The organism is Novosphingobium sp. HNCC26BN242, from assembly GCF_057180525.1.
The window spans coordinates 383,939-396,926 of record NZ_JBXUGM010000002.1 but is presented as its reverse complement, the minus strand read 5'-3'; the positions used below and the strand labels follow the sequence as shown (position 1 = coordinate 396,926).

General features: G+C 63.3%; 9 protein-coding genes. 2 read left to right on the top strand and 7 right to left on the bottom strand.

Translation table 11 applies throughout. The features are described from left to right. Positions 1–70: 70 nt before the first annotated feature. From AC2A1F_RS09475 to xseA, 3 genes are read right to left on the bottom strand one after another with little or no spacing between them, the layout of a single operon-like run. A complete protein-coding gene (locus tag AC2A1F_RS09475; RefSeq protein WP_484208513.1) occupies positions 71–922 on the bottom strand; it encodes a M23 family metallopeptidase in 852 nt (283 codons plus the stop codon). A 4-nt stretch (positions 923–926) separates the two neighbouring features. Continuing rightward, positions 927–1,127, bottom strand: a complete 201-nt coding sequence (locus AC2A1F_RS09470; protein ID WP_484208512.1) for a DUF2093 domain-containing protein — start codon at positions 1,125–1,127, stop codon at positions 927–929. 26 nt (positions 1,128–1,153) lie between these two features. Continuing rightward, entirely contained in the window at positions 1,154–2,632 is a 1,479-nt protein-coding gene (gene xseA, locus AC2A1F_RS09465; RefSeq protein ID WP_484208511.1) for an exodeoxyribonuclease VII large subunit, read from the bottom strand. Between xseA and purD the strand changes: the two genes are divergently transcribed. Then, on the top strand, positions 2,631–3,917 hold the full coding sequence (gene purD / locus AC2A1F_RS09460; protein WP_484208510.1) for a phosphoribosylamine--glycine ligase: 1,287 nt from the start codon (positions 2,631–2,633) through the stop codon (positions 3,915–3,917). The two genes, xseA and purD, sit on opposite strands and share 2 nt — an antisense overlap. Positions 3,918–4,073: 156 nt before the next feature. Here purD and AC2A1F_RS09455 read toward each other — a convergent pair whose 3' ends face one another. From AC2A1F_RS09455 to AC2A1F_RS09440, 4 genes are read right to left on the bottom strand one after another with little or no spacing between them, the layout of a single operon-like run. Next, a complete protein-coding gene (locus AC2A1F_RS09455; protein WP_484209017.1) occupies positions 4,074–5,270 on the bottom strand; it encodes a CaiB/BaiF CoA transferase family protein in 1,197 nt (398 codons plus the stop codon). Positions 5,271–5,275: 5 nt separating this feature from the next. Further along, the gene (locus AC2A1F_RS09450; protein ID WP_484208509.1) at positions 5,276–7,162 is read right to left on the bottom strand and encodes a hydantoinase B/oxoprolinase family protein; all 1,887 of its coding nucleotides are present in this window, start codon (positions 7,160–7,162) and stop codon (positions 5,276–5,278) included. Positions 7,163–7,175: 13 nt separating this feature from the next. Further along, positions 7,176–9,224 (bottom strand): hydantoinase/oxoprolinase family protein, encoded by a 2,049-nt coding sequence (locus AC2A1F_RS09445; RefSeq protein ID WP_484208508.1) that lies wholly within the window; start codon positions 9,222–9,224, stop codon positions 7,176–7,178. A gap of 4 nt (positions 9,225–9,228) precedes the next feature. After that, on the bottom strand, positions 9,229–10,146 hold the full coding sequence (locus AC2A1F_RS09440) for a hydroxymethylglutaryl-CoA lyase (protein ID WP_484208507.1): 918 nt from the start codon (positions 10,144–10,146) through the stop codon (positions 9,229–9,231). Positions 10,147–10,430: 284 nt separating this feature from the next. Between AC2A1F_RS09440 and AC2A1F_RS09435 the strand changes: the two genes are divergently transcribed. Continuing rightward, the gene (locus AC2A1F_RS09435) at positions 10,431–12,956 is read left to right on the top strand and encodes a TonB-dependent receptor (RefSeq protein ID WP_484208506.1); all 2,526 of its coding nucleotides are present in this window, start codon (positions 10,431–10,433) and stop codon (positions 12,954–12,956) included. Positions 12,957–12,988: the final 32 nt, after the last annotated feature.

The window sequence follows — 12,988 nt, the reverse complement described above, 5'->3', positions numbered from 1 at the left end:
AATCACTGGACGCATCGGGAAATATGCCATCTGGCAGGTCCGCACGCATGTGCAGACAAATTCGTGCTTCCTACGCTGGCCCCAGCAGCAGCAGCGGGTCAATTCGGCTGTCGCGCCATTTGACCGACCAGTGCAGGTGCGGGCCGGTGGCGCGGCCGGTGCTGCCGATGCGCCCGATGGGATCGCCACGCCGCACGGTGTCACCCTCTTTCACCAGCAGCGCCGAGCTGTGCAGGAATGCGCTGTTGAGACCCATGCCGTGATCAAGCATCAGCAGGTGGCCTTCAAGGCTGAACGGTTTGTCGGTTGCAGCCAGAATCACCACGCCATCGGCGGGCGCGAGATAGGTGGTGCCTGCGCCGCCTGCGATATCAAGGCCCGAATGATAGGCGGCGGGTTCCCCCTTGTAGACGCGCTGCGATCCGAAGCGGCCCGAGAAGCGGCCGGGGGCTGGGCGGAGGAAATCTTGCCGCCAGCCTTGCGCGGTGGTTTCCATGGCGCGGGCCGCGCCGATGCGGGCCAGTTCGGCGCGGCGCAGGCGCAAAAAGTCCTCGTTCGTCACGCCGCCGGGTTTGCGCGCCACGTTGATATGTTCGATCTGCCATGCGCGCGGGGCCACCACGAGATCGTGCGTGATCATGCGGCCATCGGCCAGCGTAGCGATGAGGCTGGCGGTGGCTGCAGCATCCCGGTCAAACGCGGCGATAAAGCTGCCGTCGCCGGCAAAGGGTAGCGGCTTTCCGGCAAAGGTCAGCGCCCTGACCCCGGGCGCGACTTTGCCGCGAAGCCATCCGCCTTGTGTCAATCGACTGACGGGTTCGATCATTACGGGGCTTGCGGTCGTAACGGCACCTGCATCGGTGCTCCATGCAAGGCCTGCCAGACTTGCTGCTGAACCGCCAAGAAAAGCCCGGCGCTCCATCGCGTTACCCTTCAAGATGACGCCGGGTGGAGATTTCAGCCGTGGCATAGGCCTCCTGCCGCTTGGCGCACCAGTACCGCAGGGCATCGAGCGGGATCTGTACGCCAGAGACGGCACACAACACGTGGTCTCCGCCCGAAAGCTGGCGGAAGGAGCCGGAAAGGTAGTGAAGGCGCGCAAGGCGACCGGATTGGGACATCAACATGGGGGCAATGTAGCGCGCATGGCGCTTCAGAACAATTCCTGCTGATTGCCGGGTGTCGCAGGGGTGCGCGGTTTTGGCGCTGGGCGGGATGATGGGGAGGCTGCGCCGGTGCTGACATCGAGGCTGCCATCGGCAAATTTCAGCGTCAGGCTGGGACGGTTTGCGGCAGTGGCACAGTCTTTGACGAGTTGGCCGTCAGCATCGGCTACGAGCACGTAGCCGCGTTTGAGCGGGGCTTCGGGATCGAGCGAGAGGCGCAGGCGATCAAGCGCGACGACCTTGCCGCGCGCGTGTTCAATGCGCTGGAGCAGGACTTCGGGGCGCAGGCGGCGCGCGGCGAGACGTTCGGACTCACGCTCCAGCCGCGTGGTGAGCAGGGCGGGGCGTAAGGCTCCGGCGTGGCGGGCGAGGAGCGATCCGGCAATTTCGGTCCGGTGGAGCAGGGCGCGGCGCAGGCGTTCGGCCAGATCGTCAACCCGCTGGGCCTGGCCCTGCAGAAGGGTTTGCGGTTGGGGCAGGCGCTGGCTGCGGGCTTCGAGGCGTTCCTTGGCCTGCGCAAGCTGGCGGGCAAGCGCGCGGCGCTGACGGGCGTTGAGATCGGCGACGAGGGCGGCAAGTTCGGCCTGCACCGGCACGGCGAGTTCGGCAGCGGCAGTGGGGGTGGGCGCGCGCAAATCGGCGGCGAAATCGCACAGCGTGGTGTCGGTTTCATGCCCCACGGCGCTGATGATCGGGATGGTGCAATCCGCTACGGCGCGGACAACCTCTTCCTCGTTGAAGCACCACAGGTCTTCGATCGAGCCGCCTCCGCGCGCGACGATGACGAGGTCCGGGCGGGGGATCGGACCGCCGGGTTCAAGGCTGGAGAAGCCGCGCACTGCGTTGGCGATCTGCGCGCCTGCGCCTTGGCCCTGCACCAGCACCGGCCAGACGACGACGCGGGTGGGGAAACGGTCGGACAGGCGGTGGAGAATGTCGCGGATGACAGCGCCAGTGGGCGAGGTCACCACGCCAATCACGCGCGGCAGGAAGGGCAGGGGCTGCTTGCGGGCAGGATCGAACAGGCCTTCGCCTTCGAGCCGCGCTTTCAGCTTGGCCAGCAGGGCCAGCAGCGCGCCTTCGCCCGCGATCTCCATCCGGTCGATCACGATCTGGTAGTTCGAGCGGCCGGGATAGGTGGTGAGCTTGCCGGTGGCGATGACTTCAACGCCGTCTTCGGGGCGGAAGTTCAGGCGCTGCACACTGCCGCGCCACATCACGCCATCAAGCCGCGCGTTCTCGTCCTTCAGGCTGACATAGAGGTGGCCGGAGGCGGCGCGTTTGACGCCCGAAAGCTCGCCGCGCACGCGCACGAAGCCGAAGCGATCTTCGACTGTGCGCTTCAGCAGTTGCGAAATCTCGGAGATGGAGAGGGCCGGAGCGTTGTCGCCCGCCGATTCCCTCGCTAGGAGCCGCCCCGAGCCGTTGTTATCGTCGTCTTCAAAGGGCGCGGAAGGGGAAGCCATGAATATCCTGCTGCTGGGATCGGGTGGGCGCGAACATGCCCTCAGCTGGAAACTGGCGCAATCGCCGCTAGCGGGCAAGCTCTATGCGGCACCCGGAAACCCTGGCATCGCCGATCATGCGCAGATCGTGGCGCTGGACCTGACCGATCATGCGGCGGTGGTGATGTTCTGCGAGACGCAGCGGATTGGCTTGATCGTGGTCGGTCCGGAAGCGCCGCTGGTGGATGGACTGACGGATTCGCTGCGGGCTGCGGGCTTTTCGGTGTTCGGGCCGAGTCAGGCGGCGGCGCAACTCGAAGGATCGAAGGGCTTTACCAAGGATCTGTGCGCGCGGGCCAATATTCCGACGGCGGGCTATGTGAGGGCCAAGTCGCTTGAGGAAGCGCGGGCGGCGCTGAAGCAGTTCAGCGCGCCGGTGGTGATCAAGGCTGATGGACTGGCGGCGGGCAAGGGCGTGGTCGTGGCGATGACCATGGCCGAGGCGGAAGCTGCGGTGGACGACATGTTCGATGGCGCGTTCGGCTCTGCCGGGGCCGAAGTGGTGGTCGAGGAATTCCTGACCGGTGAGGAAGCCAGCTTCTTTGCGCTGACCGATGGCGCGACGATCGTGAGCTTTGGGTCGGCGCAGGACCACAAGCGTGTGGGCGATGGCGATACCGGGCCGAACACCGGCGGCATGGGGGCCTATAGCCCGGCGCGGGTGCTGACGCCCGAGCTGGAAGCGCTGGCGATTGCGCAGATTGTCGCGCCTACGGTGAAAGCCATGGCGGATGAAGGCATGCCCTACTCGGGCGTGCTCTACGCTGGGCTGATGCTGACCGAGCAGGGGCCGAAGCTGATCGAATACAACGCGCGCTTTGGCGATCCTGAATGCCAGGTGCTGATGATGCGGCTGGAAAGCGATCTGGTGGAACTGCTGATGGCCTGTGCCGACAACAAGCTGGCGAGCATCCAGCCGCCGCACTTTTCGCCCGATGTGGCGATGACGGTGGTGATGGCGGCGCAGGGCTATCCGGGCACGCCGAAGAAGGGCGGGCGGATTGATGGCATTCCGGCGGCCGAGGTGGACGGGGCGAAGGTGTTTCATGCAGGCACCGCGCTTTCGAACGATGGCGTGCTTTCGGCCAATGGCGGGCGGGTGCTGAACGTGACGGCGCGTGGGGCCAGTGTGAAAGCGGCGCGCGATGCGGCCTATGCGGCGGTGGATGCGATCCGTTTTCCTGAAGGGTTCTGCCGCCGGGACATTGGTTGGCGCGAGATTGAGCGGGAAGAGGCGGGGGGCTGACGTAAGTTTGGCTTTGAGTGCCCCCGTTCGCCTGTCGGCGAATGCCCACCCCTAACCCCTCCCGCTTGCGGGAGGGGCATTAGCTGGCGCAAACCGCAAACTTCTTTCCCCCCTCCCGTTCACGGGAGGGGTCGGGGGTGGGTTTGCGACGTCCGTTCAGATCACCCCGCTTGCTGCCATCTCTGCCAGTTCCGCTTCGCCCAGCCCCAGCAATTCGCCATAAATCTCAGCGTTGTGCTGGCCAACTTTTGAAGGGGCGGGGCGGCGGACGGAGCCGGGGGTGGCGGAGAAGCGGGGGAAGCTGGATTGCATTTTCAGCGGGCCGAAGCGTTCGGTTTCGACCTCGATGATCGCCTCGCGCGCTTTGAAGTGCGGGTCTTCCAGCATGTCGGGCGCGCGGTAAACGCGGCCTGCGGGGATCGAGTGTTCGATCATCAGCGCATCGACCTGCTCCATGGTCAAAGTTCGGGTCCAGTCGTTGATCAGGGCGTCCAGTTCGTCCTGATTTTTCCCGCGCGCAAGATGCGTGGCATAGCGCGGATCTTCGCCCAATTCAGGGCGGTCCATCGCCACGGCCAGTCGCCGCCACAGCGAATCCTTGTTGGCGCCGATCATGAATTCGCCATCGATGCAGGCATAGACGTTGGACGGGGCAATGCCTTTCAGCACCGAGCCGGAGCGTTCGCGGATGATCCCTGAGCGGTCATATTCGGGCACCAGCCCTTCCATGACCTGCAGCACCGATTCATAAAGCGCCGCATCAATTACCTGCCCGCGCCCGGTCTGCGCGCGTTCGTGGAGCGCGGCGAGCACGCCCATGCAGCCATAGGTGGCGGTCAGGGTATCGCCGATAGAGATGCCCATGCGGCTGGGTGCGCGGTCCGGTTCGCCCACGATATAGCGCCAGCCGCCCATCGCCTCGCCAATGCCGCCAAAGCCCGCGCGGTTGGAATAAGGCCCGGTCTGGCCATAGCCCGACATGCGCGCGATGATCAGATCGGGCTTTTCGGCGAGCAGCACGTCCGGGCCGAGGCCCCACTTTTCCATGGTGCCGGGTTTGAAGTTTTCGATCAGCACATCGGCGTGGGCGATCAGCCGCTTTACCAGCGCTTGTCCTTCGGGAATGCGCAAGTTGGCGCTGACCGAGCGTTTGTTGCGCGCGATCACTTCCCACTGCACTTTTTCCGCGCCCTGACCCCAATCGCGCATCGGATCACCGGTTACGGGCGGTTCGACTTTGATCACATCGGCGCCCATATCGCCGAGCAACTGGCCGCAGAACGGGCCTGCGAGCAATTGGCCGAGTTCGACCACGCGGATGTCGCGTAAGGCTCCGGGATTGTTGGCATTCATCGTCATTACTCCGCCGCTTCCAGAAGCGGCCATTCAGGCTGAATCGGCGCGGGGAGGCCGGTTTCTGTCTCGCAATTGGCGCGCAGGGCTTCAATGCCGGGGCCGTAGTTAAATAGCGGCAAGTCTCCGCGCGTTGCGCGCAGTTCAGTGCGCAAGGCTTCGGTGGCGGCTTCGTCGATAACCCCAAGAGCATCGGCGATCACGCCATAAGCCTTCGCGCCTTCAGCGGTGATCAGGCCTTGGCGGATTTCCAGCCCGACCAGCGCGGGATCACGCGCCAGCGCATCGCCCCAGCCACCGCCGCCCCAAGTGATGAAGTGCAGCATGTCGCCTGCTTCAACCTCGAGGTCTTCCACCTTGTTGCCGACGATGGTTTGCGAGCCGTCGGGCTTTTCAAGGATCTTGCGCGCGCGCGCGCCCGGCTCACCGCCGTTGACGCCCCATGGCGGCACGAACCAGCGGTCATCGTGGATCGCAATCGTGCCCTTGGACAGGAAGCGATAGGTCATACGGATGCCGTTGCCGCCGCGATGCAAACCTGCGCCACCCGAATCCGGCTCGCATTCGTAGCGTTCGATCACCATCGGGAAGTACCGTTCGAGAAATTCGTTGGGCACGTTGGTAAAGCCCGGCCAGAGCGAGTGGCCATCGGGGCCATCGCCCATGGGCCGCCCTGGAATGCCGCCGAAGCCGATTTGGAACAGCTGGAACCATTCGGCATTCTTGCCCGCGCGCTCATCATTGCCCGAATAGAACAGGTGCGGGCTGGAGGAGAACCCGGCGGCGTTGAGGAATTCCGGGGTCTTTTGCCCCAGCAATCCGCCCAGAATATCGAAAATGCGGCCCAGCGCGTGGGTGCGGCCCGAGAGCGCGGCGGGGAATTTGGGCTTGAGCAGCGATCCTTCGGGGATGCGCACATCGATCAGATCATAGAACCCGTCGTTGAACAGGATCTGCGGATCGAACACCATGATCATGTAGATGCCGAAGAACATCTTGAACATGTTCTCGTTCAGCAGGAAGTTGATCGAGGCGACCGATTGCGGATCGGTGCCGGTGAAATCGAGCACGACCTTCTCGCCATCGCGCCACATCGTGCATTTGATCTTGTAGGGGCCAAAGCCCATGCCATCATCGCAGATGTAGTCTTCGAAGCTCACCGGCTCTTCGGCGATGGCCATGCCGATCAGCGCCTTCATCGCACGGTGGTTGCGCGCCAGCAGTTCCTGCGTGGCTGAGACATAGACATCATCGCCGAAGCGCTCGGCCATTTCCACCACACGGCGCGCAGCGACACGGCACGATGCGATCAGCGCGTTGAGATCGGCTGCGCACCAATCGGGCTTGCGCGTCTGGTGCATGACAAGGCGGACGAGGTCTTCGTTAAACTCGCCTTTCTTCCAGATCTTGACCGGCGGAATGCGCACGCCTTCTTCGAAGATCGAATGGGCGTTGATCGGCATCGAGCCGACGACCTTGCCGCCGATATCGGACTGGTGGCCGAACATCGAGGTATAGGCGATCAGGCGCCCGTCCTTGAACACCGGCAGCAGCACCAGCCAGTCGTTCGAATGGCTGACCGCGCCGCCGACCGAATAGGGATCGGACAGGAAAATCATGTCGCCATCTTCGAGCGTTCCGGCATAGTTATCGAGGAAACCGCCGATGAAGCTGCCGAACTGACCGACGATCATCTTGCCGGTGTGATCGGCGATCAGCGGGAAGGCATCGCCCTGTTCGCGAATGCCCGGAGACATTGCGGTGCGGACGAGCGTGGCGTCCATTTCGATACGCGCATTGCGCAGCGCGTTCTCGATAATGTCGAGCGTTACCGGATCAATGGGCACGCGGTTGAACGGGATGTCATTGGTCTGGATGATGGTTGCAGGCATGGTTTATGCTCCCTCAGGCCAGATGGATCAGGATGTTGCCGACGGCGTCGACAGTGCCGGTGCAGCCGGATTCGATCAGCGTGGTCGAATCCATTTCGCAGACGATTGCGGGGCCGGCGATCACGTCTGCGGCGCTTAGCTTGGCTCGGTCGTAGATCACGGCGGGCTGTTCGCGCCCGTCCATCCACAAGGTGTGATCGCGCATCTTGGCGGCAATCGGGTTGCCATCGCCCTGTTCCAGTGGCGCGGCGGGCAGATCGAGCGCGCGGCCCATGGCGACGGCGCGCAGGTTCACGATCTCGTGCGGGGTTTCCATGTTGAAGGTGAACAGGCGTTTGTGTTCGGCATCGAAGCGGGCAAGGATTCCGGCCACGCCATCACTGGTCAGAACATCGGCGGTGATTGTCAGCGGCACTTCGAAGGCCTGGCCTGCATAGCGCACGTCGACTTCGAAAGCGGTGGTGATCTCGTCTTCGGGAACGCCATCCGAAATCAGCTCGGCGCGGGTTTGCGCGGCCATTTCATCGAGGATGGCGATCAGGTCTGCGGCTTCGGTCTGCGTGGCGAGGCGGCTGAACGAACGCGCGGTTTCGGTGCGCATCCGCGTGGTGGCATCGCCCAAAGCGCAAAGCACGCCGGGGCTGACCGGCGATATGGCGGGCCATGAGCCCATCAGACGGGCGACGGCATTGACGTGGAGCGGCCCTGCCCCGCCAAAGCCCATCAGCGCAAAATCGCGCGGGTCATAACCCTGCTGGACCGAGATCATGCGCAATGCGCCGAACATGTTCTCGTTCACGATGTCGATGATCCCGCGGGCAGCGGCCATCAGATCGATCCCGAGCGCATCGGCGATGGTCTGCACCGCTTTCTTCGCGCCTTCACGATCCAGATTGAATGTGCCGCCCAGAAGGTTCTCGGGAAGGTAACCCAATACCACGTTGGCATCGGTTACCGTGGGCAGGGTACCGCCTTTTCCATAGGCGACCGGCCCCGGCACTGCTCCTGCGCTTTGCGGCCCGACCCGAAGGGCTCTTGTCAGCTCAGGAACATAAGCGATTGATCCGCCGCCTGCGCCGACGGTTTTGACGTCAAGGGCAGAGGCGCGGACCGAAAGGTGACCCACTTCGGTGGTACGCTGGCGGCGCGCTTCGAGGTTTTCGATCAGGGCGACGTCGGTGCTGGTGCCGCCGACATCGAGCGTCAGGATGTTCTTGATCCCGGCATTGCGCCCGACCCAGATTGCGCCGGTGACGCCGCCCGCAGGCCCGGACATCAGGATGTTGACGGGATGCTCTTCTGCCTTCTGCGCGCTCATCAAGCCGCCGTCGGAGCGCAGCAGCGAGAGCTTGCCGTTCATTCCGGCATCGGCGAGGCGCGAGCGCAGATTGGATACATATTTGCTGACGATCGGGCGCACGGCTGCATTGGCCACGGTGGTCAGCGTGCGTTCGTATTCCTGCATTTCGGGCAGGACTTCGTGGCTCAGCGAGACCGGAACGCCGGGGAGAATTGCAGCCGCGAGTTCACCCACGCGCGCTTCGTGCGTGCCGTTGGTATAGGCGTTGATCAGGCTGACCGTGATGGCTTCGACATTGTTGGCCTTCAGCAGGCCCAATTGCGTGCGGATATCGGCATCGTCGATGGGGCGGATTTCGGTGCCTTCGGCGCTCATCCGGCCCTTGATCGTCACCGTATCTTCCAGCGCGGCCAGCGGCTGCGGCTTTGGCCAGACAATCCATCCGGCAAGCCCGCCCGGCACATAGCTGCGCGCGATCTGCATGACGTGGCGATAGCCCTCGGTGGTGACGAGGCCGACACGCGCGCCTTTGCCTTCGAGCACAGCGTTGGTGGCCACGGTCGTGCCGTGGAGGAAGAAATCGACCTCGGCAGGTGTGATCCCCGCGCTCTGGCAGATCGCGGTCACGCCGTTGAGGATGCCTTCCGAACTGTCGTGCGGAGTGGATGGCGTCTTGTGCCGCCAGAACGCGCTTGATGCGGTGTCGAACAGCAACAGGTCGGTGAAAGTGCCGCCGACATCGACGCCAAGGCGATAGCCCATGGTCTCAAATCTCCTGAACGGGTTTGGGAAATGGCGGCGCTTTGGCCACCATGGAAGGAAGTTCGCGGTCCATCACGCCGGCCAGCCAGCGGTTGGTTTCAATCAGTGCCAGAAGGTCCATGCCGGTTTCGACGCCGGCGCGGTGCAGCATGTAGACGACGTCCTCGCTCGACACATTGCCTGCAGCACCCGGCGCGAAGGGGCAGCCGCCAAGGCCACCCAGCGCAGCGTCGACGACGGTCGCTCCGGCCTCGACCGCGGCCCAGACATTGGCGATGCCGGTGCCACGCGTGTTGTGGAAGTGGACGCGCACCGGGATCGGGCCGACGGCTTCGACCACGCGGCGAACAAGGCGCGCAACATGCGCCGGATCGGCCACGCCGATGGTATCGGCCAGTGCGACCTCGATGGGGCTTGCCTCGGCGAGAGCCGCTGCCATGGCCACAACGCGGTCTTCGCTGACTTCGCCTTCGAACGGACAGCCGAAGGCTGCGCCAATGGTGGCTTGGCCCTTAAGGCCAGCGGCCTGCGCCATGGCGATGATGGCCTTGGCTGCGTCCACCGATTCGGCGCTGGTTTGGCCTTGATTGGCCATGGCAAAGCCATCGGTGGAAACGCACACTGCACCGAGTTCCTGCAAGGTGCCGGTGGCAATCGCCCGCTCCGCCCCGCGACCGTTCATCACCAGGCCGATGTAGCTGACGCCGTCTGCTGCAGGCAGTCCGGCGCAAACGGCTTCGGCATCGGCCATTTGCGGCACCCGCTTGGGATTGACGAAGCTGGTGACTTCGATCCGCCGCGCTCCTGCTGCGATGCTGCGCCGAATCAGGTCCAGCTTGTCTGCCGTGGCGACAAGCGTCTTTTCGTTCTGGAGCCCGTCACGCGGGCCAACCTCGACGAAAGTGATCGCCCGCGCGGTCATGCCGCTGCTTTCGTCAGGAGGCGGGGCAGGGTGGGAATCTGTTCTCTCCGTATCACTTCGCCATGTCACTTCGTATGCAATCTGACTGTGGGGCCAATCGAAATCCCCGGAAAACCTGCCCGTAGGTGCAGGATTCTTAGGCGCTTGACCATTGCACTTTGTATACAATAAGCTGCCCTTGTCACAAGCGTGCGTCAAGAGGGGGGTGAAAGCCCGAGCGCAGGCAAGAACAAAATCAAGTCGTGATCGAACGAGCGACGTCGAACCATCAGGGAGGTTTGAGAATGCGTGCCACCCGTTTTCTGTTGAATACCGCTGCAATCGGGCTGTTTGCGGCTGCCACGCCATCGCTTGCGCAAGAAGCGCCGCAGGATGAAGCCGTAACTGAAGAGGGAGACGGCATCATCGTGACCGCCCGCCGCCAGAATGAGCGGCTGCAGGACGTGCCTGCTTCGGTCTCGGTGCTGACGGCCAGCGCGCTGCAGAACACCGGCGCGGTCAAGGCCGAGGATTTCACGCAGCTTACCCCCGGCGTCACTATCGTGACCGGCACAGCTGAGGCGGGCGATACGCAGATCAACATTCGCGGGATCAACGGCGCGCGCGATGCCGAAAGCTCGGTCGCACTGGTCGTTGACGGCATCCTGAAGACGAACACCGCGCAGCTGAACCAGCCGCAAGGCACGCTGACGCAGGTCGAAATCCTCAAAGGCCCGCAAGGCGCGCTCTATGGTCGCAATGCTGCGGCAGGGGCGATCGTGCTGCAGACCATGAAGCCGACCGATACACTGACCGGGGGCCTGCGCGCGTCTTATGCCAACGAGGCGACTTATGAAGCGACCGGCCATATCGCCGGGCCGCTGGGCGACAATGCCGGGTTTGTGCTCTCAGGCTATTACTTCACCACCGATGGCTGGTGGCGTAACACGTTCCTGAACAATTCCAAGACCGTGGACGACAAGGAAAACTGGGCCGTCGATGGCCGGTTCATGCTGGGCCAGGGTACGGCCACGCAGATCGATGTCAAGGCACGCTATGCCGAGTTTTCGGGCGCATCGCTTCCGTTCAATGCCGCATTCCACCTGCCGCTGTTCGGCGGCGCGTTTTATGAAGACGTGAACAAGCACCCGTTCAACTTCTACAACAACATCCGCGCCACCAATGACCAGAAGAGCATCGACGCCTCGATCAAGCTGGATCACGAGTTTGGCAATGGCATGAAAGTGGCCGCCTGGGCGCTTTATTCCGATACCGATCAAGATCTTGTCGCTGATGGCACATCGGCAGACTTTGCGCGCTTCATCAGCGCGGCGAACCCCGCTGTGGCCAGTTCGGTAAACAGCTGCTTTGCCAGCACGGCGGCGCTCACCGGCTTCCCGGTCAATCCGCCCGGAGCCATTGGCGCGATTCCGGTGCCGTTTATCTTTGCGCCTGCCAACGGCTCCACTTTCGGCCCTTATAGCCCGACGACATGCGACGGCACGCAGTACCAGCTGCGCCAGCAGGAAGACATCAGCGCCGAAGTGCGGCTGCTGTCCAACACCGATGGTCCGCTCACTTGGCAGCTTGGTGCCTATTATTTGCACATCGACCGCAAGACCGGTGTCAGCCTTGGTGCCGATACCGGCCAAGGCGTGATCAAGCAGCTTTACAACGCACCCAATTCGTCCAACCCGACCTCGTTGTTGCTGGCCGACGAGTTCAGCACCAACGTTTATGCGGCGTTCGGCGCGGCGGAATGGAAGCCTTCGGAGCAGTTCACCGCAGGGCTTGCGCTGCGCTATGACATCGAAGACCGCGCGGCCAGCTCGCTTGTACCCAATGTGCTGGACCCGTTCACCGGTGGGCCGATCAACCCCGGCCTCGCCTTCGGTCCGTTCGTGCCCAAGAACGCCACGTTCAAGCAATTGCAGCCCAAGGTCACGCTCAGCTTCCGGCCCACGCCCGATCTCAACATCTATGCCAACTGGGGCATCGGCTTCAAATCGGGCGGCTTCAACAACCAGGGCTCGTCAGCCGTGGTCAACGCCAGCTTCAACGATGGTGTGACGCCGGGCACGATCGATGCCGATGTGACGATCAACGACCTGTACCGCAAGGAACGGTCGAGCGCGTTCGAAGCGGGCATCAAGGGCGAGCTGTGGGACGGGCGGATCACGTTTGATCTGGCCGGGTACTACACCCGCGTGACCGACCTGCAGTTCTTCGAATTCTTCGTGGGCAGCTTTGGCCTGTTGCGCGTGGTTTCGAACATCGATCAGGTCGATATCAAGGGTGCCGAAGTGAACGTGACCGGCAAGATCGTCGATGGGTGGAAGGTCTTCGGATCGTTCAACGTCACCGACAGCGAGATCAAGAAGAACGCCTCGCGCCCCTACACGGTGGGCAACAAATCGCCCTATACCGCCGATTGGACGATCAATCTGGGGTCGGAAATCACCGCACCGCTGAGCGACAGCGCCAAGCTGCTGTTCCGCGCAGACTATCGCATCACCGGGCCGACGTGGTTCCATTCGGTGCAGGATCAGGAACGTCCGACGATCTTCTCGGCCTTGCTGCCGATCTCGGCGCTGGCGGCTCCCGGCTTTGTCGGCAATGCCCGTTATGACGTGGCGCAGCGTGATGCCTTTGGCGTGCTGAACTTGCGCGCGGGTATCAATCTGGAGCGCTATCGCATTGCCGTGTTTGCAGAAAACCTGCTGGATCGGCGCTATATCTCCGAGGCAATTCCGGCCATTGAGTTTGGCGGATCGTTCATAACACCGGGCGCGCGCCGCCTGATCGGGGTTGAAGTGGGCGCCACGTTCTGATGTTAGGGCGGGGAGCGGGCATGCGTCCGTTC